Source organism: Patulibacter defluvii (assembly GCF_034096925.1).
Classification (GTDB): domain Bacteria; phylum Actinomycetota; class Thermoleophilia; order Solirubrobacterales; family Solirubrobacteraceae; genus Patulibacter; species Patulibacter defluvii.
Window position 1 is genome coordinate 477,119 of sequence record NZ_JAWZSQ010000001.1, and the last position, 23,707, is coordinate 500,825.

The 23,707-nt window shown below is 75.9% G+C and carries 19 protein-coding genes; 11 read left to right on the top strand and 8 right to left on the bottom strand.

From position 1 onward, the window contains the following. Positions 1–17 precede the first annotated feature (17 nt). From SH587_RS02005 to SH587_RS02015, 3 genes are all read left to right on the top strand, one after another. The gene (locus SH587_RS02005) at positions 18–1,040 is read left to right on the top strand and encodes a glycosyltransferase (RefSeq protein ID WP_320668876.1); all 1,023 of its coding nucleotides are present in this window, start codon (positions 18–20) and stop codon (positions 1,038–1,040) included. Between the two features lie 70 nt (positions 1,041–1,110). Beyond that, on the top strand, positions 1,111–1,926 hold the full coding sequence (locus tag SH587_RS02010) for a polyprenol monophosphomannose synthase (protein WP_320668877.1): 816 nt from the start codon (positions 1,111–1,113) through the stop codon (positions 1,924–1,926). A 48-nt stretch (positions 1,927–1,974) separates the two neighbouring features. Beyond that, a complete protein-coding gene (locus SH587_RS02015; RefSeq protein ID WP_320668878.1) occupies positions 1,975–2,583 on the top strand; it encodes a TetR/AcrR family transcriptional regulator in 609 nt (202 codons plus the stop codon). Between the two features lie 53 nt (positions 2,584–2,636). Here SH587_RS02015 and SH587_RS02020 read toward each other — a convergent pair whose 3' ends face one another. Both SH587_RS02020 and SH587_RS02025 read right to left on the bottom strand, forming a co-directional pair. Continuing rightward, positions 2,637–5,132 carry an amidohydrolase gene (locus SH587_RS02020; RefSeq protein ID WP_320668879.1) on the bottom strand — a complete coding sequence of 832 codons (2,496 nt, stop codon included), beginning with the start codon at positions 5,130–5,132 and terminating at the stop codon, positions 2,637–2,639. A 242-nt stretch (positions 5,133–5,374) separates the two neighbouring features. Beyond that, a complete protein-coding gene (locus SH587_RS02025; protein ID WP_320668880.1) occupies positions 5,375–6,439 on the bottom strand; it encodes a hypothetical protein in 1,065 nt (354 codons plus the stop codon). Positions 6,440–6,687: 248 nt separating this feature from the next. On the opposite strand from SH587_RS02025, the gene trxA reads away from it, so the two are divergent. After that, entirely contained in the window at positions 6,688–7,014 is a 327-nt protein-coding gene (gene trxA, locus SH587_RS02030; RefSeq protein WP_320668881.1) for a thioredoxin, read from the top strand. 41 nt (positions 7,015–7,055) lie between these two features. Here trxA and SH587_RS02035 read toward each other — a convergent pair whose 3' ends face one another. The 3 genes from SH587_RS02035 to ileS form a co-directional block, all read right to left on the bottom strand. Next, positions 7,056–8,996: a YhgE/Pip family protein gene (locus tag SH587_RS02035; protein WP_320668882.1), complete on the bottom strand. Its 1,941-nt coding sequence runs from the start codon at positions 8,994–8,996 to the stop codon at positions 7,056–7,058. Continuing rightward, entirely contained in the window at positions 8,993–9,802 is an 810-nt protein-coding gene (locus tag SH587_RS02040) for an ATP-binding cassette domain-containing protein (protein WP_320668883.1), read from the bottom strand. Before SH587_RS02040 ends, SH587_RS02035 begins: the two co-directional genes overlap by 4 nt. Positions 9,803–9,878: 76 nt before the next feature. Next, entirely contained in the window at positions 9,879–13,196 is a 3,318-nt protein-coding gene (gene ileS / locus SH587_RS02045) for an isoleucine--tRNA ligase (protein WP_320668884.1), read from the bottom strand. A 79-nt stretch (positions 13,197–13,275) separates the two neighbouring features. On the opposite strand from ileS, the gene SH587_RS02050 reads away from it, so the two are divergent. Continuing rightward, positions 13,276–13,734, top strand: coding sequence for a hypothetical protein (locus SH587_RS02050; protein ID WP_320668885.1), 459 nt, complete (start codon positions 13,276–13,278; stop codon positions 13,732–13,734). A 131-nt stretch (positions 13,735–13,865) separates the two neighbouring features. Then, the gene (locus SH587_RS02055; RefSeq protein ID WP_320668886.1) at positions 13,866–14,363 is read left to right on the top strand and encodes a hypothetical protein; all 498 of its coding nucleotides are present in this window, start codon (positions 13,866–13,868) and stop codon (positions 14,361–14,363) included. Between the two features lie 57 nt (positions 14,364–14,420). Here the strand turns inward: SH587_RS02055 and SH587_RS02060 are convergent, their stop codons facing one another. Beyond that, the gene (locus tag SH587_RS02060; RefSeq protein WP_320668887.1) at positions 14,421–15,329 is read right to left on the bottom strand and encodes a MerR family DNA-binding transcriptional regulator; all 909 of its coding nucleotides are present in this window, start codon (positions 15,327–15,329) and stop codon (positions 14,421–14,423) included. Positions 15,330–15,527: 198 nt separating this feature from the next. Here SH587_RS02060 and SH587_RS02065 point away from each other — a divergent pair, with 198 nt between their 5' ends. Continuing rightward, positions 15,528–17,315 (top strand): PKD domain-containing protein, encoded by a 1,788-nt coding sequence (locus tag SH587_RS02065; RefSeq protein WP_320668915.1) that lies wholly within the window; start codon positions 15,528–15,530, stop codon positions 17,313–17,315. A gap of 57 nt (positions 17,316–17,372) precedes the next feature. Next, positions 17,373–18,152, top strand: coding sequence for a polyphosphate kinase 2 family protein (locus SH587_RS02070; protein ID WP_320668888.1), 780 nt, complete (start codon positions 17,373–17,375; stop codon positions 18,150–18,152). Positions 18,153–18,326: 174 nt separating this feature from the next. Here the strand turns inward: SH587_RS02070 and SH587_RS02075 are convergent, their stop codons facing one another. Then, positions 18,327–19,637, bottom strand: a complete 1,311-nt coding sequence (locus tag SH587_RS02075; RefSeq protein ID WP_320668889.1) for an MATE family efflux transporter — start codon at positions 19,635–19,637, stop codon at positions 18,327–18,329. 69 nt (positions 19,638–19,706) lie between these two features. Further along, positions 19,707–20,594 (bottom strand): serine protease, encoded by an 888-nt coding sequence (locus SH587_RS02080; protein WP_320668890.1) that lies wholly within the window; start codon positions 20,592–20,594, stop codon positions 19,707–19,709. 262 nt (positions 20,595–20,856) lie between these two features. Between SH587_RS02080 and SH587_RS02085 the strand changes: the two genes are divergently transcribed. From SH587_RS02085 to SH587_RS02095, 3 genes are all read left to right on the top strand, one after another. Next, complete coding sequence (locus tag SH587_RS02085; protein ID WP_320668891.1) at positions 20,857–22,185, top strand: class II fumarate hydratase; 1,329 nt, start codon at positions 20,857–20,859, stop codon at positions 22,183–22,185. Positions 22,186–22,252: 67 nt separating this feature from the next. After that, a complete protein-coding gene (locus SH587_RS02090) occupies positions 22,253–22,852 on the top strand; it encodes a mismatch-specific DNA-glycosylase (protein WP_320668892.1) in 600 nt (199 codons plus the stop codon). A 45-nt stretch (positions 22,853–22,897) separates the two neighbouring features. Further along, entirely contained in the window at positions 22,898–23,659 is a 762-nt protein-coding gene (locus SH587_RS02095; protein ID WP_320668893.1) for a VOC family protein, read from the top strand. Positions 23,660–23,707 lie beyond the last annotated feature (48 nt).

A 23,707-nucleotide genomic window follows, 5' to 3' on the forward strand; every position in this document is an offset into this window, starting at 1 on the left:
TACCCTTGCGGGCGTCGATGTCTCGCCTCCCCGCCGACGTCCTCCTCGTCTCGCTCGGCTCGACCAGCGGCCTGCGGGCGGTCGACGACGCGCTCGCCGGGGCGCTCGAGCGGGCCGGCGCGCGGGTCGCGCTGGTGCGGCCGACGCCGCCGCCGGCGGTGCGGACGATGGCCCTCACCGACCTGGTCTGGGCGGCGGCGGCGCGGCGGGCGGCGCAGGCGGGCCTGCGCGAGCACCGGCCGCGGGCGATCGTCTACGGCAGCGTCGGCGCGGCGCTGCTGTGGCCGCGGCCGGGGGCGATCCGGCTCGACGCCGCGATGGCCGCCAACCGGCCCGGCCGCCACGGCGCCTGGCAGCGCCCGCGCGAGCGGCTGCTGCTGCGCCGCTGCCCGCTGCTGGTGCCGCAGTCGGCCGAGGCGCTGGCCGAGGTCCCGCAGCCGCGGCCGCCCGCGGTGGTGGTGCCGCCGCCGGTCGCCCTCGGTCCGCCGCCGCGACCGTGGACCGAGCGCGACGTGGCCGCGGTCGCCTACGCCGCCGACCCGGCCAAGAAGGGGCTCGACCGGATCCTCGCCGCCTGGGCCCGGGCCCGCCGCCCGGGCGAGGAGCTGGTCGTCTGCGGTGCCCCGCGCGGCGCGCTGGCGGCGGCGCCGGAGGGCGTCCGCGACGCCGGCCGCCTCGACCGCGACGCGTTCGCCGCGCTGCTCGGGCGGGCGCGGACGCTGGTCTGCGCCCCCCGCCGCGAGGACCACGGCCTGGTCCAGCTGGAGGCGCTGGCCGCCGGCTGCCGGGTGGTCACCACCACCGCCCCCGGCGCCTACGTGGCGCTGACGCTGCTGCGGGCCGTCGACCGGGCGGCCGTGGTCGACCGGCCCGACGACCCCGACGCGCTCGCCGCCGCGGTCCGCCGCGCCCTCGACCTGCCGGCGGCGACGGCCGACGCCGACGCCGCCCGATCGCGGGCCCTGCTCGGCGAGCGGTTCGGCGAGCAGGCCGTCGATCGGACGGTCCGCGAGCAGCTGCTGCCCGCGTTGCTGGGCTGATCCGGGGCGATCCGCGGGCCCGCGTACCGCGACGCCCGGCGGCGGCCCGATCTCTAGCGTGTACGGCTCGATGGCGACGGACGCCAACGTTCCCTGGTTGGTGATCCCGACCTACAACGAGGCCGAGAACCTCGAGCGCGTCGTGGGGCTCTCCCGCGAGGTGCTGGCCGCGGCGTGCCCCGAGGGCTTCCGGATCCTGGTCGTCGACGACCGCTCACCGGACGGCACCGGCGAGATCGCCGACCGCCTCGTCGCCGCCCATCCCGGCCAGGTCGAGGTCCTCCACCGCGACGCGCCGCAGGGGCTCGGGCCCGCCTACCTGGCCGGCTTCGGGGTCGCGCTCGACGCCGGCGCCAGCCACGTGATGGAGATGGACGCCGACCTCTCCCACGACCCGCGCGACCTGGCGCGGCTGCTGGGCGCGGTCCGCGACGGGGCCGACCTGGCGCTCGGCTCGCGCTACGTGCCCGGCGGCGGTGTCGCCGAGTGGGGGCTGCTGCGGCGGTTCATCTCGCGCGGGGGGTCGTGGTACGCCCGCCGCACGCTGGGGCTGAAGATCCGCGACCTGACCGGCGGCTTCAAGTGCTTCCGGGCCGAGGTCCTGCGCTCGATCGAGCTGGCCACGGTCCGCTCGCGCGGCTACGCCTTCCAGGTCGAGCTGACCTGGCGGACGGTCCTCTCCGGCTTCTCGGTCGTCGAGGTCCCGATCGTCTTCCGCGACCGCACCGCCGGCGAGTCGAAGATGCACTTCGGGATCGCGCGCGAGGCGGCGGTGCTGGTGCCGGCGCTGCGCCGCTCCGGCTGGCGGCCGCCGGCACGCCCGCTCGACGGTCCCGCCGCCGGCGAGGTGCCGCCGGCCGCGTCGAGCGTCGGCCGCCGTCCCTAGCGGCGCCCGGCACGAGCCCCCGCGGTCCGCGCGACTACCCTTCCCGCCATGACCGCCAAGCCCGCGACCCGTCGCCGCCCCAACGCCCGGGGAGCGATCGTCGAGGCCGCGGCGAACGTGATCGCGCGCAGTGGCGTCCGCGGCCTCCGGGTCGAGCACGTCGCGCGCGAGGCGGGGATCTCGAATGCCCTCCTCTACTACTACTTCGCCGACCGCTCCGCGCTCGTCAACGCGGCGCTCAACCACGCCAACGAGCAGGCCCCGAGCATGCTCGACGAGGCCGACGGCGGGACCGGTGCCGGCGAGGTCCGGCGGCGGCTGATCGCGGCGCTGATGCGCGAGCTGGACCAGGCCGCCGCGGTCCGCGACAACTCGATCGTCTGGAACGAGGTCAGCGCCTCGGCCGTCTTCGAGCCGGCGCTGCGCGACGGGCTCCAGCGGGTGACCGACGCCTGGAACGAGAAGGTGGCGCGGACGATCGCCTCGGCGGTCGCCGCCGGCGAGCTCGCGGCCGACGTCTCCCCGCAGGACACCGCCGAGCTGCTGACCGGCCTGATCGAGGGCCTCAGCCTGCGTTGGCTGGCCGGGACCCTGCCGCTCGACCGCGCCCGCGAGCTGCTGGCGCGGGCGCTCGAGCAGCACCTGCCGGCGCCGTGACGGCGGCCGGCGGCGGTCCCGGAGCGGCGAACCGCCCCGGGACCGGTCGTCGGCTACTCGGCGCTGAGGCCGAGCGGGTTGCCCTCGGCGGCGTAGACGACCTGCCCGGCGAGCAGCGTCGTCAGGACCTTCGTCTCCGAGATCTGCTTGACGGCGGCCTCGCGCGCCGCCTTCTCGCGCGGGTCGAGGTCGGCGATCCGGGCCTCGGCGTCGCTCACCGCCCGCTCGGCCTCGGCGAGGGCGGCGGCGGACGCCGCGGCGCCGCGCTCGGCGGCCTCGACCGCGGCGGCGGCCTTGGCGGCCTCGTCGCGGGCGCTGGCCAGCGCCTGGGCGGCACGCTCGTCGGCCTGCCGCGCCGCGGTCTCGGCGGCGGCGGCCCGCAGCGCGGTTGCGCGGGTGCTGGTGCGCTTGCGGTCGGCCGCCTTGTAGCGGCGGTCGGCCGTCCGCAGCGCCTGGCGGCGGGCGGCGGTGCTGCGGCGCTTGACGGCGGCACGGGCGCTGCGGCGCTTGGCCGACGCGGTCCGCCGGGCCTTCTTCGCCGCCGTGTAGCGGGCCCAGGTCGAGGTCCGCGCCCTGCTCGCCGCGGCCAGCTGCTGGGCGCTGCCGGCGCGGGCCCCGCCGGCGGCCTGCTCGGCGGCGCTCGCCCGTCCGGCGGCGGCCTTCGCCGCGGCCACGGCCCCGTCGGCGGTGGCGCGCTCAGCGGTCGCGTCGGCCACCCGCGCCTTCGCCGCGTCGCGGTCCTGGCGGGCCTGCTGGAGCGCGTCGGTCAGGCCGGCGACGAAGAACGGGTCGGCGTCGACCACGATCAGGTCGGCCGCCTTGCCGACCTCGATCGAGCCGGTGACGTCCTCCAGGTGCAGCTGGTACGCGACGCCGATCGTCGACGCCCGGTAGGCCTGGGCGAGCGCGATCCCGTCCTTGCCGTTGAGCGCGCCGGGGTAGATCGCCTTGGCCGGGTCGACCTGCCCCTCGCGGGTGACGAACTGCTCGATCGCCGCCCACGGCAGCAGGTTGGTGACCGGCCAGTCGCTGCCCTGGGAGACGACGCCCCCGCCGGCGATGATGTCCTTCGACGGGTACATGTTGTCCATCCGGTCGGGCTCGACGTAGCCCTCGATGCCGTCGATCGACCAGCCGTCGCGCTGGTTCCACTGGCCGGTCATGCTGGCCACGACGCCGAGCTGCCCGAACCGCTTCAGGTCGGCGCGGTCGACGAACTCCAGGTGGGTGATCTGGTGGCGGCGGTCCCAGCTGGCGTTGGCCTTCGCCGCGGCCTCGTAGTTGTCGAGCGTGACCCGCGTCGAGCGGTCGCCGAGCGAGTGGACGTGGATGTTCCAGCGGTCGGCGTCGAGCGCCTTGAAGCCGGCGGTGGCGTCCTCGCAGGAGGGCTCCTCGCCGCGGCGGTCGCCGGGCACCCACTGCGGGTTCTCGGCGGTGCCGACGTTGACCCGGTAGGGCCGCAGCATCGCCGCGGTCTGGCCGGGGAACTCGGGCACGCCGTCGCAGAAGACCTTGACCGTGTCGACCTCGATCGCGCCCGGGCTGGCCGGGCTCTCGTAGCCGTTGAAGTCCTTCTTGACGGCGTCGAGCCCGTTGACGAACGACTTCAGCACCGCCGGGTCGTCCTCGCCGCGGACCTGGCCGGCGCTGAGCGCCTGGTTGACGCGCACGGTCAGCTTGCCGTCGTCGGCGATCCGCTTCAGCAGGTCGAGCGAGCTGCGGCTGCCGCCGGGGTGCATCACGTTGGTGATCCCGAGGCTGTTGGCGTAGGCGTAGTTCGCGAGCCTGCCCTTGTAGGCGGCGTCGGGCAGCGACGGCAGCGACGGCCCCCAGTTGGCGCTCCAGTCGGCGAACTGGCCGTTGGGCGTGCCGTCGGGGTCGCGGCCGATGAAGCCGTCGGGCGGGTCGGGCGTGGCGGCGGTGACGTTGCCGTTCTGGAGCGCCTTGGTGTTCGTGTAGGACTTGTGGCCGTCCATGTTGCGGACGACGATCGGGCGGGTGGTGCCGGTGCCGTACGGATCCTCGCTCGGGTCCTTGCTGAGCCGGTCGAGGACGTGGCGGTCGAGCCGGGCGCCGCGCGGCAGCAGCCCGTCGCCCATCAGGTTGCTGGCGGTCAGGCGGTAGTTGCTGTTCGGGTGCGGCGCCTGGTCCTCGCGCTGGAGGCAGTCCTTCAGCTTCTTGAGGACGGTGTCGATCGTGCCGCCCTCGTAGTTCAGGTCGCACTGCGGCGGGTTGCCGCCGTGCAGGTGGCCGTCGCCGAGGCTCGGCATCAGCAGCTTGTTGCGCAGGTCGACGACCTTCGTGTCCGGGCCGATCTGGGCGCGGGCGCCGACGTCCTCGCCGACGTAGCTGATCGTGCCGTCGGTGACCGCGACCGCCTGCGCCCAGTCGAGCGTCGGCGCCATCAGCGAGGCGGGCGAGCCGTCGCCCTTCGGGAACAGCATCACGCGGCCGTTGAGGAAGACCGTGTCGGCCTTCGGCGCGTCGGCCGCCTGCGCGTCGCCGCCAGTGCGGCCGGCGACGACGGCGACGGCAGCCAGCAGCGCCACCAGCAGCAGCGCGGACAGGCGGCCCGGCCGCCATCGCGATCGCTGCGGAGGACGTGGGCGCGGGGGTGCGGACATCGGGGTCACCTCGGGTCTTCGTGCGGCGCGCAGGCGCGGCGCGGGCCAACGGACGACTCCTGAAAACTTTTCAGGAAGTGGTCGGCGAGCCTCCCATCGCGGCCGGGCGAAGTCAAGCGTCGACCCGCCAGGCGTGGGGCTGCGCGCCGGGCGGGCCCGGGGGGGGGCTAGCCGGCCGGGCGCCAGGTCGGCGAGATCTCGCAGACCCCGGGCGAGCGGGTCAGGTTGCGGCTGCGCCCGCCGGCGACGGCGACCACGTGGATGTCGCACCCGCGCGAGAAGGCCAGCCGGCGGCCGTCGGGCGACCAGGTCGGCTCCGAGGCGGAGGGTCCGCCGCCCGGCACCGCGCGCGGGCGTCCGCCGGCGACGGCGACCGTCCAGAGGGCGGGACCGTCTCCGCGGTCCCAGGTGAAGGCGATCGTGCGGCCGTCGGGCGACCAGGCGGGGGCGCCGGCGACGCCGTCGGCGACCAGGGTCCGGTCGCGGCCGCCGTCGGGGCGGCGCAGGACCAGGGTCTGGTCGCAGCGGCGGCTGCGGCAGCGCGGCGTCCCGAGCGCCACCGCCAGCCGGCGGCCGTCGGGCGACCAAGCCGGCTGGTAGGCGGCGCCGCCGGCGGTCACCAGCGTGCGGCGGGCGCTCTCGGTCGGCGCCAGCACGTCGATGTCGCTGGGGCCGTTGATCGACGGCGACTCGCCCGACCCGAGGGCGGCGGCCTGGTAGGCGATCTGGTCGTGGCCGTCGACCCTCCGGAGGGTCGGGTGGGAGGGGATCCGCGAGCCGGTCGGGAAGGTCGCCACCGCCCGCTGCGGGCCGGCCAGCGCGACCGCGGCGATCGTCACCTGGTCGCCCTCGGCCAGACCGTGCTCGTGCGGGTCCTGCTCGCCCTCGTCGTCGTGACCGTGGCTGGCGCCGGGGGCGGCGCCGCGCTGCTCGGTGACGAAGGTCAGCCGCCGGCCGTCGGGGGTCCAGGCGGGGAAGGTCGCCTGCTCGTTGGTCACCCGCAGCGGCTGACCGCCGGCGGGGTCGCTGGCGAAGAGCCGGTACGGCCCCTCGCGGTTGCTGGCGTAGACCAGCGCCGGCAGCCGCTCGACCGCCACCGTCGTCTGCGGGGCGCCCGGGCTCGGCCCGCCGGTCTCGACGTGGGTGGTCGCTCCGCCGTCGTCACCGCCGCAGCCGGCGAGGGCCGTGGCCGCGACCGCGGTCGCGAGGGCGAGGAGGGCGGGGGAACGCATCGGCGAGCCATCGTAGCGTTGGCTGAAGAACTTTCAGCCGTCCGCCCATCGTCCGCCCATCCCCGCCCGCTGTGACGTTCTGGACGTTCGGTGACCGGAACGTGACGGCCGGCGGCGGTGGTTGGGGTAGCCTGGGAGCCAGGTCCCCCGGCGTTTGGCCGTGGGCACTTCATTTTGTATAGTGATGGCACGGCATCGCTTCGGATTCGATGCCGGCAGTGCCTCCACGCACGTCTCTAGGAGCAGCAATGGCGGGTTCCGTCCCCGAGGTCACCGACTCCAACTTCCAGGCCGAGGTCATCGAGCACGAGCAGGCGACGCTCGTCGACTTCTGGGCGCCCTGGTGCGGTCCGTGCCGTGCCGTCAGCCCGGTGCTCGAGGAGATCGACGGCGAGCGCGAAGACGTCCGCGTCGTGAAGCTCAACACCGACGACAACCAGCAGACGGCGGCGAAGTACGGGATCATGTCGATCCCGACGATGATCGTCTTCAAGAACGGTCAGGCCGTCGGCCAGATCGTCGGCGCGATGCCGAAGCCGCGCCTGAACGCCGAGATCGACCGGATCCTCGCCTGATCCCCGACGGGCCGCGGCGCAGCGCCGCGGCCCGTCGTCGTTCACAGCTCGACCGCCGGCTTCAGCTCGTCGATCGTCCAGACCCGCCGGCGCCGCGCCACCAGCGCGGTCAGCGCCAGCGCGGCGATCGCGAACCCGAGCAGCACCACCACCGCGCGGACCGCGTGGCCGGCCTGGCCGCCGGAGATCGTCACCCGCAGCGCGTCGACGACGTAGCTCATCGGCATCAGCGGGTGCAGCACCTGGAAGATCCCGTCGGTCGTCTGCAGCGGGTAGAGGCCGCCGGCCGAGCCGAGCTGCATCATCAGCAGCACCAGCGCCACCAGGTCGCCCGGCGCCCCCAGCCAGGCCCGCAGCAGCTGGACGATCGCCGCGAAGGTGGCGACGGTCAGCACCAGCACCCCGATCGTCGCGAACGGCTTGGCGGCGTCGAGCCCGAGCCCCAGCTGGACGGCGAGGAACAGCACCAGCGCGCCGACCGCGCCGATCGCCGCCGCCGGCAGCCAGCCGACCAGCGCGACCGTCCGCGCCGGCGTTCCCGCCAGCAGCAGCCGCGGGTTCAGCGGTCGCAGCAGGAAGAAGACGAAGATGCTGAAGACCCAGAGGCCGATCGGGAAGAAGAACGGCGCCAGGCCGCGGCCGTAGAGCACCGCCGGGTGGTCCTCGATCGTCCGGATCGTCACCGGCGAGCCGAGGACCTTCGCCGTCCGCGCCCGCTCGCGGGCGTCGGGCGAGGGGATCTGGCGCAGGCTCGCCGCCACCCGCTGCTGGATCGCGGCGACCCCGCGGTCGAGCGAGCGGGTCGCGTCGACCAGCTGCCGGGCCCCCGGCAACGCACCGCCGACCGCCCGCTGGAGCGCGTCGAGACCGCTCGACGCGCCGCGCGCCGCCCGCGCCAGGTCGTCGGCGCCGCCCGCGCCGCGCAGCCGCCGGGCGGTGTCGGTGCCGCCGGCCCGCAGCTCGCGGGCGCGCCGCGACAGCCGGCCGGTGGTCGCGGCCACCTGGCGGACGACGCGGTCGGCGTCGGCGGCGCGGCTCCGCAGCTCGCGGGCCGCGGTCCGCAGGTCGCGGAAGGCGACGCCGTCGGCGATCCGCCCCGGCAGCTCGCGGGCCAGCCGGGTCAGCGCCCGGTCGACGGCGCGGGTGCGGGCGGCGAAGCGCGCGGCGGGCCCGGTCGCCAGTCCGGCGGTCGCGTCGGCGGCGGCCGCGGCGTCGGCCAGCGACGCGGTCAGCGGCCCGATCGCCCCGGCCGCCGCCGAGCCGAGCGCGTCGGCGGTGCGGGCGACCCGGGCCAGGCCGCGCTCGAGGTCGTGGCCGGCCCCGGCCAGCGCCGCCGTCCCCGAGCCGAGCGGCGCCAGCCCGCGCAGCAGCGTGGTCGCGCCGGCGGTCACGTTGGTGGTCCCGCGGCGGACCTCGGTCAGCCCCCGCTGGGCGGCGACGAGCTGGTCGCGCAGGGTCCCGACGTCGCCCAGCACGCCCTCGCTGTAGGTCGTCACCGCGGCGGTGTTGATCTGCCGCTGCAGCTCCTGCTGGGCCGACGACGCCAGCCGGCTGACGATGAAGCCGTTGGCGTCGTCGAGCCGCAGCTCCAGCTGCGCCTGCCGCGGCTGGCCGCCGACCGGGCTCGCCAGGCGGCGGCTGAAGTCGCGCGGGACGGTGATCGAGAACAGGTAGCGGCCCTCGCGGATCCCGTCGGCGGCGTCGGCCGCGTCGGTGAACCGCCAGTCGAAGGCCCGCTTCTGGCGCAGCTGGTCGACGAACCGCTGGCCGCCGTCGACCGTCTGGTCGCGCACCTGCACCGGCCGGTCCTCGTTGACGACCGCGACCGGCACGTCGCCGAGCCGTCCGAACGGATCCCAGCTCGACCACAGGTAGACGCCGCCGTAGAGGACCGGCACCAGCGCGAAGGCCAGCAGCGCCAGCCGCGGCAGGCCGGAGCGGAAGCGGCGCAGCTCCAGCAGCGCCAGCCGCAGGGCGGTCACGCGGCGGGCTCCCGGTCGGCGGAGGCGTCGCGGGCGACCGCGCGGCGGTGCTCGCTCGGGTGGGGGAGCGCGATCGCGACGTGCTCGATCGCCTCCGGCGGCTCGAGCGCGGTGGCGATCACCGTCGGACCGGCGGCGGCCAGCCCGTCGAGCGCCGCCCAGGCGGCCGCGCGGTCGGCGGCGGTCAGGCCGTGGTCGACGTCGTCGACCAGTACCAGCGGCCGGTGCTCGGCGGCGACCAGCGCGACCGCCACCAGCAGCTGGTCGCGCGGGTGGAGGTCGCCGAGCAGCGCGTCGCGCGGCGGATCGAGGTCGAGCAGCGCGTAGGCGTCGGCGATCCGGCGCGGGTCGCAGCGCCCGCCGGTGGCGAGCGTCGCCTGCCGCTCCAGGTCGCGGACGGCCAGCCCCTCGTCCGGCTCGAGGCCGGGGCGGATGCGGGCGACGGCGGCCGCCGCCCGCAGCGGCGCGAGCCCGTCGGCGGCCAGCGCGTCGCCGACCCGCAGCTCGCCCGCCGCCAGCCGCAGCCGTCCGCCGAGCGCCAGCAGCAGCGCGCTGCGGCCGGACCCGCCGGGACCGTGGATCACCGCCACCGCGCCGGCCGGCACGTCGAGGTCGACGCGGGCGAAGACCGGTCCCCGCGGCCCGCGCGCGGCGAGCCCGCGGCCGAGCAGGTCGACCCCGAGCGGCGGGGAACCGTCGCCGGGCAGGACGCCGGGCGCCGCCGCGGCGGTCGCGGGCGGCGCGGCGGTCGCTGGCTCCGGGTCGGCCTCGGGCTCCGGCGCCGGCCCGGCGGGATCTGGGGTCACGACCACACCATCGCGGCCCGCACGCTACCGAGCGGGTGGGAGCGATCGGGTGACCGGCGGCACGCAGCCGCGGCCGTCAGGCCCGCGCGACCCCGACCCGCAGCCGCAGGTCCTCGATCTCGGCGGCGTGGGCGCCGGCGTCGCCGACCGGGCCGTACTCCAGCGCCTCGGTCAGCGTCTCGCCGGTGACGTAGCCCTGGTGGGCGCGGGCCGCGGCCAGCAGCTCCTCGTCGCCGTCGAGCGTCAGGTGGATCCGGTCGGTGACCTCGAGCCCGGCGCCCTTGCGCGCGGCCTGGATCGCGTGGACGACCTCGCGCGCCAGCCCCTCGCGCCGCAGCTCATCGTCGATCGCCAGCTCCAGCGCGACCGCGTGGCTGCCGTCGCGCTCCAGCTGGTAGCCGGCCAGCGGCTCCATCCGCAGCAGCAGGTCGTCCTCGGTCAGCTCGTGCTCGTGGCCGTCGACGTTGATCCCGACGCTGCCGCCGGCGCGGACCGTCGCCGCGGCGTGGGCCGGGTCGAGGGCCGCAATCGCCGCCGCCGCCTGCGGCATCGCCTTGCCGAAGCGGCGGCCGAGCGTGCGGTAATTCGGCTTGATCTCGTACGAGCCGAGGTCGTCGGCGTGCTCGACGAACCGCAGCCGGTGGACGTTCAGCTCGTCGCGGACGATCTCGCCCAGCCGCTCGATCGCCTCGCGCTCGCGGTCGGCGGCCACCACCACCGCCTCGTGCAGCGGCTGGCGGACCTTCAGCTTCGACTGCCCGCGCGCGCCCAGGCCCAGCTGGACGGTCTCGCGGGCGATCGCCATCGCCGCCTCCAGCGGCTCGTCGCGGCCCTCGGCCAGCGGCCAGTCGGTCAGGTGGACCGACGGCTCGCTCCCGTCGAGGTTGTCGTACAGCTCGTCGGCGACGAAGGGAGTGAAGGGCGCCAGCAGCTTGGCCACCGTCACCAGGCACTCGCGCAGGGTCGCCAGCGCGGCCGGGTCGCCGTCCCAGAACCGTCGCCGCGAGCGGCGCACGTACCAGTTGGAGAGATCGTCGACGAAGGTCGCGATCGCGCGCCCGGCGAAGGTCGCGTCGAACGCCTCCAGCCGCTCGCCGACCTCGGTCACCGTGGCCGCCAGCCGCGAGCGGATCCAGCGGTCCATCAGCGCGCCGGGCGACTCCGGATCGGCGTCGGTCGCCGTCGCCGCGCCGGTGGTCGCCGCGGCGTTCTCGTACAGGACCAGGAAGCCGTAGGTGTTCCACAGCGTGCGCAGGAACAGCCGCACGCCCTCGCCGATCGCCTCGGTCGAGAAGCGGTAGCCGTCCCACGGCTGCTTGCTGGTGAAGAAGTACCAGCGGAAGGCGTCGGCGCCGAAGCGGTCGATCACGTCCCACGGCACCACGATGTTGCCGCGCGACTTGCTCATCTTCTGACCCTCGGCGTCGAGGATCAGGCCCAGGCAGACGACGTCCTCGTAGGGCGGCAGCGGAGCCGTGCGGTCGGCCTCCGCCAGGTGCGCGCCGGCGTCGTGGGCGGTCGCCCGGATCGTGCCGTCGCGGGGCGCGTCGGCCGCGGTCGGCTGCTGCAGCAGGACCGCGATCGCCATCAGCGAGTAGAACCAGCCGCGGGTCTGGTCCTGGGCCTCGCAGATGTAGTCGGCCGGCCAGCGGCCCTGCTCGCGGACGGTGGCCAGGTCCTCGCCGTGCTGCGCGAACGGCATCGATCCGGAGTCGAACCAGACGTCGATCACCTCCGGCACGCGCCGCATCGTGCCGTCGCAGCCGGGCCGGTCGCAGGCGAAGGTCAGGTCGTCGACGTAGGGCCGGTGGGGATCCTGCAGCGGCTGCCCGCTGAGCCGCTCCAGCTCGGCGAACGAGCCGACGCAGTGCAGGTGGTCGCAGCCGTCGCCGTCGCAGCGCCACACGGGGAGCGGGGTCCCCCAGTAGCGCTCGCGCGAGAGCGCCCAGTCGACGTTGCCCTCCAGCCACTTGCCGAAGCGGCCCTGCTTGACGTGCTCCGGGTGCCACTCGACCTGGTCGTTGGCCGCCACCAGCTGGTCGCGCAGCTTCGAGGTCGCGATGTACCAGGAGGGCTTGGCGTAGTAGAGCAGCGCGGTGCCGCAGCGCCAGCAGTGGGGGTAGGAGTGCTCGTAGTCGCGGGCCAGCCAGAGCGCGCCCGAGCGGCGCAGGTCCTCGACCAGCTCGCGGTCGGTGTCCTTGACCTGGCGGCCGGCGTAACCCGTGATCCGCTCGTCGTAGGTGCCGTCGAGCCGGACCGGGTTGACGACCGTCAGCCCGGCCGCGATCCCGAGCGCGTAGTCGTCGGCGCCGAACGCGACCGCGGTGTGGACCACGCCGGTGCCGTCGTCGGCGGTGACGAAGTCGGCCTCCAGCACGGTGTTGCCGCGCGGGCCCCACTCCTCGGCGGCGACGAACGGGAACGGCGGCACGTAGTGGGCGCCGGCCAGCTGGGCCCCGGTCAGGGTCTCCAGCACCTCGACCTCGGTGCCGTTGGGGACCGGCTGGTTGTCGCCGCCGATCTTGGTCGTCGGGACCACGCGGTCGAGCAGTGCCTTGGCCAGCACCACGACCTCGCCGCCGTCGACCGGCGCGCTGCCCTTCTCGCCGTCGCGGGGACGGCCGCTGACGCGGGCGCGGACGTACTCCAGCTCGGGGTGGACCGCGAGCGCCGCGTTCGACGGCAGCGTCCAGGGGGTGGTGGTCCAGGCCAGCAGCGCGTCGCCCGGCTGCAGCGCCGAGCCGGCCGGGTCGCTGACCGGGAAGCGGACGAAGGCCGAGGGGTCGACGTCGTCCTGGTAGCCCTGGGCGACCTCGTGGCTGGAGAGCGCCGTGCCGCAGCGCGGGCAGTAGGGGACCACGCGGTGGCCCTCGTAGAGCAGGTCGCGGTCGGCGATCGCCCGGATCGCGCCCCAGACCCGCTCGATGAAGGCGTCGTCGAGGGTCCGGTAGGCGTCGTCGAGGTCGACCCAGTAGCCGATCCGCTCCGTCAGCCGGCTCCAGTCCTCCAGGTACTCGAAGACCGACTCGCGGCAGCGCTGGTTGAACTCGGCGATCCCGTAGGCCTCGATCTCCGCCTTCGAGCTGAGGCCGAGGTCCTTCTCGACCGCGATCTCGACCGGCAGGCCGTGGCAGTCCCAGCCGCCCTTGCGCTCGACCAGCCGGCCGCGCATCGTCTGGAAGCGGGGGTAGATGTCCTTGAACGCGCGGGCCAGGACGTGGTGGCTGCCGGGGCGGCCGTTGGCGGTCGGCGGCCCCTCGTAGAAGACCCACGGCTCGGCGCCGGCGCGGCGGCGGAGCGACTCGCGGAAGACGTCGCGCTCGCGCCACCGCTCCAGGATCGCCTCCTCCAGCGCGGGGAACGACTGGTTCGGATCGACGGGGCGGCGCGACATGGACGATGGATTCTAGGAATCGGCGCTGTCCGGCCGCGGTCCGGGCTCGTGCGCCGGGCGATCGGGGATGATGCGGACCGTGGACCAGCGCTCGCCCTCGGCCGTTCCCCGTGCGATCGCGCTGGTCGCCGCGCTGCTGCTGGTGGCGCTGCTGTTCCTCGACTGGCAGTCCTCCTACGGGGTCGGCCGGGCGGGCTGGAGCGGCGCCGGCTGGATCGCCGGCGGCGCCGCGCTGGTGGTCGTGGTCTGGGAGCTGACCCGGCGGGTCGGGGCGGTCGTCGAGCAGCGCGGCCCGGACCGCTTCGGCGCGGCGGCGGCGCTGGTCGCGGTCATCGCCGTGGTGGTCAAGCTGCTGCGCGACGACGCGGCCCGCACCGGGGTGGCCTGGGTCGGGCTGGTGGTGGCCGCGGTGCTGGCCGTGGCGGCGCTGGCGATCGCCCTCCGGCCGGGCGCCGACCCGGCCCGGATCGAGGATCCGCCTGGCGGCCGGCGACCGCCGAAGCGGCGCAAGGCACCGCCGCTGCGGACCCGCCGCTAGCCGTCGGTCCCCCGTTGCCGGCGGGCCGAACGTCCAGCCGAAACCGGGTCCGGGTTGCCATCCGCCGGTCGCCCGCCGATGATTGCGCCGACCCCGGTACCAGACCGGGGCGGAACGAACGGAGCCCCACCGTGTCCACGCAAGCCGACCTTCAGGCCCTGCCCACATCGCGCAAGCTCGCGCTCGGTGCGGCGGCGCTGCTGATCATCAACAGCTTCCTCTCCTGGTACCACGCGTCCGTGGGCAGCATCTCGGTCAGCCAGAGCGGCTGGCATCAGCTGGGCACGATCGCCTGGATCATCGTGATCGGCTTCGTCGTCTGGGAGGGCCTGCGGGTGGCCAAGCTGGTCGGCACCGAGCCACGGCAGGCCGACCTGATCAGCGCCGGGATCGGCGCCGCGGCCCTGCTCTTCGCGCTGATCTTCGTGATCCAGCGGCTCAGCGACGGCTACCTCGGGTTCGCCTTCTTCCTCGGCGTGATCCTGCTGGTCGTCTTCGCCTACGCGCTGCTGCAGATCTTCAACGCCGCTGGCGGCCAGGAGGCGCTGAAGGCGGCCCAGGAGCAGGCGGCCGCGCGCCGCGCCGCGAACCAGAACGACCAGGATCCGCCGGCGCCGCCGAGCGCCTGAGCGACCCTCGTCCGCGGGCGACCGGGGTGGGCCGGTCGCCCCGGGCTCCGCGCGCGCTCAGCGTCCGCGGCGGACGCGGAACGGGGCGTCGTCGCCCTCGAGCACCTGCAGCAGCCGCGAGCGGGCCACCAGCGGCGCGCCGTCCAGCCGCTCGACGCCGGTCGACCGCCGCTCCAGCAGCGGCCCGTGGAAGTCGAGCACCGGCAGCTCGCCGCCGGCCGCGCGCTGGGCGGCGAAGACCAGCCGCCCGAGCCGGTCGAGCGGCACGCTGCGGCCGCTCAGCACCAGCGCGTGGGGGTCGATCCGCCCCAGCGCCCGCGACAGTTCGCTCGGCTGGAGGTCGGCGCCGACGGTCACCGGCAGCACGCCGGCGCGGCGCAGGGCCAGGTCGAGCGCCTGCACCCGCAGCGCGTCGAGCGATCCCGGCGCCGTCCCGTCGAGCACCACCACCACGTGCGGACGGTGGGCCGGCGGCGCGGTGCGGGTGGCGGCCGCCAGCCAGCGCGAGGCCCAGCGCCAGGCGAACGCGTACTCGACCGATCCCGGGTGCTCGCGGTCGAGCAGGTCGACCGCCGGCAGCAGCACCTCGTCGACCGAGCGCTCGAGCGAGCGCAGGTGCAGCGACTCCTCGACCACGCGGTCGGCGTCCGGCTCGTCGTAGCGGCGCAGCGCCCGCCGCAGCCGGTCGACGGGCGAGGCGTCGACGCGTCCGCGTGGCGCGCCCCGCCAGCCCTCCGGATCGCCGCCGGCGGCGACCCCGCGGCGGGCGACCGCGACCGCGGTGGCGGCGTCGGGCGTCCGGCCGAGCGCGTCGCGGAGGGCGTCGATCTCGTTCAGCTCGTACTGCCGGTGACCGCCGTCGGTGCGCTGCGGGGTCGGGAACCCGTAGCGGCGCTCCCACGACCGCAGGGTGCTGGCGGAGACGCCGAGCAGCTCCGCGGCAGCGGTGGTGCGGATCGCGGTCATGACCGGCCGATCCTCCGCGAAGCGCCTGCACCTGGCAAGAACGGCAACGCGCCGTGCGCCGGCGCAGGTTCCGTGGTTCCACCGATGCGGACCCCGGGGGCGCGGGCCTAGCGTGCGTCGCCCTGCCCGACGGCCGCCCCTGCGCGCCGCCCGGGCGCCCCCCCCCGAACGGCACGAAGAAGGTCTCCGGTGACTGCGATGCGGTGGCTCCGCGCTCTCGTCCTCCTGCTGGCGTCCGTCACCCTGGCGACGGCCCTGGCCGCGCCCGCGACGGCGTCGGTGACGATCTACAACGAACCGACCTACACCAAGACCAGCGGCAACAACGCCTTCTGGTACCGCTGGACCGCCGTCACCGGCAGCGACGAGAACGGCAACACCCGCTACGAGTGGTACCTCTGCTTCAAGACGTACCACACGTATCCGGACGGCAGCCAGGTGCAGGAGGAGACCAGCAACGGCACCAGCGGACCGGGCACGTCCAACTGCACCGGCAGCCTCCGCTCCGGCCCGTCGCCGGCGCTGGCCGACTACGCCGCGATGCCGTACAACGGGACGTCGACCGTCCTGGCCGACGGCCACCGCTACGACCTCTGCGCGTCCGGCTTCTACCGCTGGCCGTACCTGTGGAAGTGGGACGGCTCCTCGGCCTGCCCGTGGACGATCATCGACCGCAACCGCCCGCAGGCGACGGTCGGGCTGGCCGGCGGCGCGCCCTACGCCCGCAGCACCGCGGTGCCGGTCCGGATCAACTACGCCGACGCCACCAGTCCGCCCTGGGCCGGCAGCGGCGGGACGGCGTCGAACTGGGTCTGCATCGGCCAGGCCGCCTGCACGCCGGGCGGCCAGCCGAATGCGGCCTGCAGCCAGCCGGCCGACCCCAGCAGCCGCACCACGAGCTTCGACTGCACGGCCAACGTCGGCGGCGACGGTCGCTGGTACGTCTGCGCGATGGCCGCCGACGGCGCGATCCCGGACAACACCACCGGGCCCAACCAGTTCGCCAACGCGACCTCGAACAACGCCAACCTGTCGACGGTCAGCTGCGACGACGTGGTCGTCGACCGGACCCCGCCGACGGTGACGGCGAGCGCGGGGACGACCGCGATCACCGCCGGCCAGACGGTCGCCTTCACCGCCACCGCGGCCGACCCGACGTCCGGGGTCAGCGGCCAGTACGCCTGGGACTTCGGCGACGGCGGCTCCGGCAGCGGGGCCAGCGCCAGCCACGCCTACAACCAGCCGGGCACTTACGTCGCGCGGGCGACCACCGCCGACGGGGCCGGCAACGAGGGCAGCGCGACGGTCACGATCACCGTCGCGGCAGCGCCCGGTGGTGGCGGGTCGACCGGCGGTGGCGGGTCGACCGGCGGTGGCGGGTCGACCGGTGGCGGCGGGTCGACCGGTGGCGGGTCGACGGGTGGCGGCAGTGGCGGCTCCGGCGGTGGGTCGACCGGTGGCGGCACGGGCGGCTCGGGCGGCGGGTCGACCGGCGGCGGCAGCGGCGGCGGCTCGACCGGCGGCTCCGGCGGCAGCACCGGCGGCGGCATCGCCACCGCGGTCGCCGGCGCGGTCACCGCCACCACGGCGCCCTCGCCGGCGGCGGTCTCGCGCGACAGCGGCGGAGGCGGCAGCCAGCAGCTGCGGGCCGGCGGCCTGCGGCTGGTCGCCCCGAAGCGGTTCACCCTCACCGCCAGCCGCCGCCGGCTGCCGCTGCGGGCGACGCTGACGGCGGCCGGCACGGTCGAGCTGACCCTGCGCCAGGGCCGGCGGCGACTGGCCCGCGGCAGCGCCCGGGTGGCCCGCGCCGGCACCGTCGGCCTGGCCCTGCGGCTGCCCTCGTCGCTGAAGGCGGGCCGGCGGACGCTGACCGTCGTCTTCCGCCCGAGCGGTGGCCGCGCGGTCACGAAGACGGTGACGATCACGATCCGCCGCGCCGCTCGCGGCCGGACGGCGCCGCTGGTCGGGATCCGGGTGGCGCGCTGAGCGGGCCGGGGGCGCCGCCGCTCGCCGGCCGGCGCCCCCGCGTCTACGCTGTCGCCCATGGGCCGCCTGGACGACCTCGACCTGACCCTCAAGCTCTCGCGCAAGGACGAGGCCACGCGGCTGGAGGAGGCCGCGGCACGGCTGGCGCAGCTGCGGCTGGCGCTCGGCGGCCAGGTCGGCAGCGGCGCGCTCGGTCCGCCGCTGCTGGTCGTCTTCGAGGGCTGGGACGCGTCCGGCAAGGGCGGGGCGATCAAGCGGCTGGTCCACCCGCTCGACCCGCGCCACTACCGCGTCGCCCAGTTCGCCGCCCCGACGCCGGACGAGCTGCGCCACCACTGGCTGCAGCGGTTCTGGCTGCCGCTGCCGGGCAAGGGCGGGATGGCCGTCTACGACCGCACCTGGTACGGCCGGGTGCTGGTCGAGCGGGTCGAGGGCCTGACGCCGGAGCGCGACTGGCGCCGCGGCTACGGCGAGATCCGCGAGTTCGAGCGGCAGCTGGTCGACGACGGCACGCTGCTGGTGAAGTTCTGGCTCCACGTCAGCGACGAGGAGCAGCTGCGGCGGTTCGAGCGCCGCCGCGACGATCCGCTGAAGGCCTGGAAGCTGACCGACGAGGACTGGCGCAACCGCGGCAAGCGCGACGCCTACGCCGCCGCCGTCGAGGAGATGGTGGTCGAGACCGACGCCGAGCTGGCGCCCTGGGACCTGGTCGCCGCCGAGAGCAAGCGCTGGGCGCGGGTGTTCGTGATCGAGACCGTGATCCGGCGGATCGAGGACCACTGCCAGCGGATCGGCTTCCCGCTGCCCGACCCGCTGCCGGTCCTCGACGAAGACTGACCGCCCCGGCGCCGCCCCCTCCGCCCCGCCCCCAGCCGCCGCCCCGGCGAACTGCGTTCTCGCGCCCCGCCCGCGCGCGAGTCGGCGATTCGACGTCGCCGGGACGTTCGATCGCGTTCTCGCGGCCGGCGGGGGCGCGAGAACGCGATTCGCCTCGGCCCGCCTCGCGCCCCCTCACCCGCGCCAGGCGCCGGGGCGGGCCCACCGCCGGCCCGCGAAGCGCCACCAGGTGCCGGCCAGCCGGACCCCGATCAGGACCACGATCCCGCCCCAGACGCCCGCGATCCCCCCGCCGGCGTCGCGCATCAGGACCATCGCCGGGATCCCCACCACCGCCGCCGCGACCATCGCCGCGGCCAGGAAGCGAGCGTCGCCGGCGCCGATCAGGATCCCGTCGAAGGCGAAGACCGCGGCCGCGAACGGCAGCATCGCGCAGAGCAGCGGCCACATCGCCGCGGCCCGGTCGCGGACGTCGGCGGCGTCGGTGAAGGCGCTCACGATCGGTCCCCGGAGCAGCAGCAGGACGACCGCCGCCAGCAGCCCGAAGGCGACCGTCCAGCCGACCATCCGGTGGGCCGCCGCGACCGCCTCGTCGACCCGGCCGCCGCCGAGCGCGCGGCCGATCAGCACCTGGCCGGCGATCGCGATCGCGTCCAGCACCAGCGCCAGGAAGAGGAACAGCTGCCAGCCGATCTGGTGGGCGGCCAGCGACGGCTCGCCGATCCGGGCCGCGATCGCCGAGGCGGCGCTGAACGACAGCAGCAGCGCCGCGCTCCGCACCAGCAGCAGCAGGCCGGTGCCGCCGAGGTGCCCCAGCAGCGACGCCGCCGGCCGCCGCGACGTCCCCCGCGAGCCGCGCCAGAGCACCGCCACGAAGCCGGCGCCCATCGCCAGCTGGCCGGTCAGGGTGGCGATCGCGCTGCCGTCCAGCCCCAGGTCCGCCCCGTAGATCAGCAGCGGGTTGAGGACCACGTTGATCGCGTTGCCCAGCAGCACCAGCAGCAGCGGCGTCCGCAGGTCCCCGGTCCCGCGCAGCCAGCCCTGGGCGGCCAGGCCGACGATCGCGCAGGCCAGGCCGGGGGCGGCGATCCGCAGGTAGCGGGCGGCGTCGTCGGCGGTCGCCCCGCGGCCGCCGAGCAGGTCGATCCACGCGGGCCCGGCGACGACCACGATCGCCGCCGCCAGCAGCCCCGCCCCGACCCCCAGCCACAGCGACTGCGCGGCCAGCCGGTGGACCAGCTCGTGACGGCCGCCGCCGTGCAGCCGCGCGACCGCCGCGGTGGTCGCGTAGGTGACGACCACCCCGAGCCCGGCCAGCGTGCCGAGGACCGCCGCCGCCAGCGCCAGCGCGGCCAGCGGCCGGGTCCCCAGGTGGCCGACCATCGCCGTGTCGACCAGCAGGTAGGTCGGCTCGGCGGCGAGCGTCGCCAGCGCCGGCAGGGCCAGGCGCAGGATCTCGCGGTCGTGGGGGGAGCGGGCCGGCATCGGGGGCGGCGAGCGTACCCCGCGCGCCCCCGGGGGCGACCGGGCCACCGGCCCGGCGGTGGCCCCGTCTCAGCCGAGCAGCCCGCCGACGGTCCGCAGCAGCCGCTCGACGGTGCGGCCCGAGGCGATCTCCTGCAGGTCGACCCCCAGCCGGGTCACGACCTCGCGGGCGGCGCGCTCGGCGTCGGTCGACGAGAACGGCTCGGTCCCGAGCGCCAGCTCCAGGTTCGGCCGGCCGCCGTGGTCGCGGGCGTAGGCGACCTCGCGCCGCAGGTCGCCGACGCCGTTGGTGGCCGGCAGCGGCAGCAGCGAGAGGGTGCTCAGCGTCCCCAGCGCGCGGCCGTCCTTCGACAGGAACGCGCTGCCCGAGTCGCCGGGGATCCCGGGCGTCAGCGTCAGCACCGTGTGCGACCAGCCGCCGCCGCTCTGGCCGAGGCTGACGCCGGTCTTCGGCTTCAGCAGCTCGAGCCCGGCCCGCAGCGACGAGTTGCCGTAGGAGTGGACCCCGTCGAGCGGCGCGCTGTCGGCGCCGAGCCCGGTCGGGCCACCCCAGAACGGCACGCTCGGGTTGACGCGGCCGACGTCGGCCGGGTCGATCCGGATCAGGGCCAGGTCGTTGTAGGCGCAGGCGTCCGGGTCCTGCTCGCCGTTGGCCTGCATCGTCGCCCACGAGCTGTAGACGATCGTGCCGGGACGGGTGGCGCCCTCGATCGCGACGCTGGTGCCGACCGGCAGGGTCTTGGCGCTGCAGCCGTTGGTGTCGGTCGCCTCGCCGGTGCTCTGGCAGTGGGCGGCCTGGCCGAGCAGCACGTCGGCGCCGTCGGTGAAGACGAAGTTCGACGTGCACTGGCCGCTGCCGACGGTGCGGGTCTCCGACCCCGGCCGGATCGTGGCCGACGAGGCGGGCGCCCAGGCGGCACCGGCCGCGGCGGGCAGCAGCGCGAGGCCAGAGGCCACGAGCAGGGGGACGAGCAGACGACGACGCATCACGACCTCCGAGGCTGGACCGGGAGGCGCCTCTCCACGCCTCCCACGGCGATCGTACCGCGGGTCGCATCCCGTGTGCGGCGTATCGCCGGACGTCGGGCGAAGGTGCCGGAGTAGGCTCCGCCAGGCCGCTGCCGGCCAGCGACGGCGCCGACCCCGCGCCGGAGGCCGTCCGCGGCCGCCTGGGTGCCCGCCATCCAGGCGTCACCCACGCGACACCTCCGAGGCAGACATGCAGGCGACAGAGATCCTCTACGGCGGCGAGACCCAGAAGGCCGTCGAGAACTTCCCGATCTCCGGGGAGCGGGTGCCGATCCAGGTCGTGAAGTGGCAGGCGCGGATCAAGGGCGCCGCCGCGGCCGTCAACGCCGAGCTGGGCAAGCTCGACGGCGAGATCGCGCAGAAGATCCAGGACGCCGCGAAGTCGATCGTCGCCGGCGAGCACGACGACCAGTTCCCGATCGACGTCTTCCAGACCGGCTCGGGCACCTCGACGAACATGAACGTCAACGAGGTGATCTCCTCGCTGACCGGCGGCGCCGCGCACCGCAACGACCACGTCAACATGGGGCAGTCGTCGAACGACACCTTCCCCTCGGCCGTCCACCTGGCCGCGCTCGACGAGGCGACCAACCGGCTGCTGCCGGCGCTGGAGCAGCTGGAGGCGTCGCTGGCCGCGAAGGCCGAGCAGTTCAAGGACGTCGTCAAGGCCGGCCGCACCCACCTGATGGACGCGGTCCCGGTGACGCTCGGCCAGGAGTTCTCCGGCTACGCCGCCCAGGTCCGGCTCGGCGCCAAGCGGGTCCGCAACGCGCTGCCGCAGGTCGGCCAGATCCCGCTCGGCGGCACCGCCACCGGCACCGGCCTCAACACCCCCGCGAGCTTCGCGCCGAAGGTCCGCGAGCTGCTGAAGGCCGACTCCGGCCTCGACCTGATCGCCGCCCCCGAGGACCCGTTCGAGGCCCAGGGCAACCGCGACGCGCTGGTCGAGCTGTCGGGCGCGCTGAAGACGGTCGCCGTCTCGCTGACGAAGATCGCCAACGACATCGCGCTGATGGGCTCGGGTCCGCGCGCCGGCATCGGCGAGCTGTTCCTGCCCGAGCTGCAGAAGGGCAGCTCGATCATGCCCGGCAAGGTCAACCCGGTCCTGCCCGAGGTCGTGCTCCAGATCTCGGCGCAGGTGATCGGCAACGACACCGCGATCACGATCGGCGGCACCCAGGGCCAGTTCGAGCTCAACGTCCGCGTGCCGCTGATCGCCCGCAACCTGCTGCAGTCGATCCACCTGCTGACGACCGCCTCGACCGCCTTCGCCGAGAAGTGCGTCGACGGGATCGAGGCCAACCGGCGCGGGACCGACGGCTCGGCCGGCGCGACCCTCGCCACCGCGACCGCCCTCAACGAGGCGATCGGCTACGACAAGGCGACCGAGATCGTCAAGACGGCGACCGAGTCGGGCGAGCCGCTGCGCGACGTCGCCCTCGCCGCCGGGGTCGACGCCGACCTCTACGACCGCACGATCGACCTCCGCCGGATCGCCGCCGGCAACCTCGAGGACTGATCGACCGCCGCTCGCCGGCCGTGGTCGCCACGCGCGACCGCGGCCGGCCCGGCAGGATCCGCGGGCGATGGTCAGCTTCTCCCGCGCCGAGCTCGAGGCCTTCCGCGACCAGGAGGTCCCCGACCTGATCCGCACCGACCCCGCCCAGGCGCCGCTGAAGCTCCTGTTCGTCGGGATCAACCCGGGACTCTGGACCGCCGCGGTCCAGACCCACTTCTCGCACCCGGGCAACCGCTTCTACCCGGCGCTCCACCGGGCCGGGATCACCGGCTACGAGCTGTCGCGGACCGACGGGATGCGGCCCGAGGACCGCGCCCACATGATCGAGCGCGGGATCGGGATCACCAACCTCGTGCGGCGGGCGACGGTGCGGGCCTCCGAGCTGACCCGCGACGAGCTGCGCGAGGGCGGCGAGCGGCTGCTGCGGTTCGTCGCCGAGCAGCGGCCGCGGGTCGTGGCGATCGCCGGGATCACCGCCTATCGCGACGCGTTCGGCGAGCGGACCGCCGTCCTCGGCCGCCAGCCGGACCGGATCGGCTCGCCGTTCGGCGACGCCGCGCTGTGGGTGGTGCCGAACCCGAGCGGGCTCAACGCCCACGAGACGGTCGACACGCTGGCCGCCGCCTACCGGGCGGCGGCCGTCGAGGCCGGGGTCGTCGCGGACTGACGCGCTCGGGCGCGCCGGGGGCGCGTCCGGACTACGCTGGAGCGGATGCCGATCGAGCTGCCCCCGGCCAGCGACGCCCCGCCACGGATCCGCTGGGTGACGCTGTCGACCGCGCGGATCGAGGAGGAGCGCGCCTGGTGGGTCGGCCGGCTGGGCCTGACCCGCACCCCCGGCGCGCCGGACGGCGGCTTCGCGGTCGCGGTCGGCGACGGCGTGCTGGCCTTCGCGCCGGTCGCCGACGACCACCCGAGCCTGGCCCACGGCGGGCCCTGCCACCACGTCGCGCTCGAGGTCGCGCCCGACCGGCTGGTCGAGGCCTCGCAGTGGCTGGGCGCGGCGGCGCCGCTGCTAGCCGTCGACGGCGACGAGACGATCGTCGACTTCCCCGCCTGGGCCGCCCACAGCGTCTACGCGACCACGCCGACCGGCCACGTGGTCGAGCTGATCGCCCGCCACCGCCGGCCGTGGGCGCCCGAGGGCGAGGCCCGGCCGAGCGGCCCGCAGCTGGTCCGCGGGCTGAGCGAGGTCGGGGTCGTCGCCCCCGACACGACGGCGCTGGTCGATCGGCTCGGCGGGCTGGGGATCCCGGCCTGGTTCGGCGATCCGCAGACCGGCTTCGCGGCCGTCGGCGACGAGGCCGGGCTGCTGATCTGCGTCCGCGAGTGGCGGCGCTGGTTCCCGACCGACCGGCCGGCGATCCCCGGTCCGGTGGCGATCGCGCTCGAGGGCGTCCCCGGCCTCCACCCGGAGGACCCGGTCCCGGTCGGCAGCGCGACCGAGCTGCGCGCGATGCCCGCCCTCGGCTGAGCGGTCGGGCCTCTCGGGGGCGATCCTCGGGGAACGTTGGGGGCGGCT

Bases quoted from the DNA above. Each gene is read 5' to 3' on its own strand.
- SH587_RS02015 (WP_320668878.1), top strand. From the start codon at position 1,975: ATGACCGCCAAGCCCGCGACCCGTCGCCGCCCCAACGCCCGGGGAGCG.
- SH587_RS02090 (WP_320668892.1), top strand. From the start codon at position 22,253: ATGGTCAGCTTCTCCCGCGCCGAGCTCGAGGCCTTCCGCGACCAGGAG.
- trxA (WP_320668881.1), top strand. From the start codon at position 6,688: ATGGCGGGTTCCGTCCCCGAGGTCACCGACTCCAACTTCCAGGCCGAG.
- SH587_RS02060 (WP_320668887.1), bottom strand. From the start codon at position 15,329: ATGACCGCGATCCGCACCACCGCTGCCGCGGAGCTGCTCGGCGTCTCC.
- SH587_RS02085 (WP_320668891.1), top strand. From the start codon at position 20,857: ATGCAGGCGACAGAGATCCTCTACGGCGGCGAGACCCAGAAGGCCGTC.
- SH587_RS02010 (WP_320668877.1), top strand. From the start codon at position 1,111: ATGGCGACGGACGCCAACGTTCCCTGGTTGGTGATCCCGACCTACAAC.
- SH587_RS02095 (WP_320668893.1), top strand. From the start codon at position 22,898: ATGCCGATCGAGCTGCCCCCGGCCAGCGACGCCCCGCCACGGATCCGC.
- ileS (WP_320668884.1), bottom strand. From the start codon at position 13,196: ATGTCGCGCCGCCCCGTCGATCCGAACCAGTCGTTCCCCGCGCTGGAG.
- SH587_RS02065 (WP_320668915.1), top strand. From the start codon at position 15,528: ATGCGGTGGCTCCGCGCTCTCGTCCTCCTGCTGGCGTCCGTCACCCTG.
- SH587_RS02070 (WP_320668888.1), top strand. From the start codon at position 17,373: ATGGGCCGCCTGGACGACCTCGACCTGACCCTCAAGCTCTCGCGCAAG.
- SH587_RS02075 (WP_320668889.1), bottom strand. From the start codon at position 19,637: ATGCCGGCCCGCTCCCCCCACGACCGCGAGATCCTGCGCCTGGCCCTG.
- SH587_RS02025 (WP_320668880.1), bottom strand. From the start codon at position 6,439: ATGCGTTCCCCCGCCCTCCTCGCCCTCGCGACCGCGGTCGCGGCCACG.
- SH587_RS02005 (WP_320668876.1), top strand. From the start codon at position 18: ATGTCTCGCCTCCCCGCCGACGTCCTCCTCGTCTCGCTCGGCTCGACC.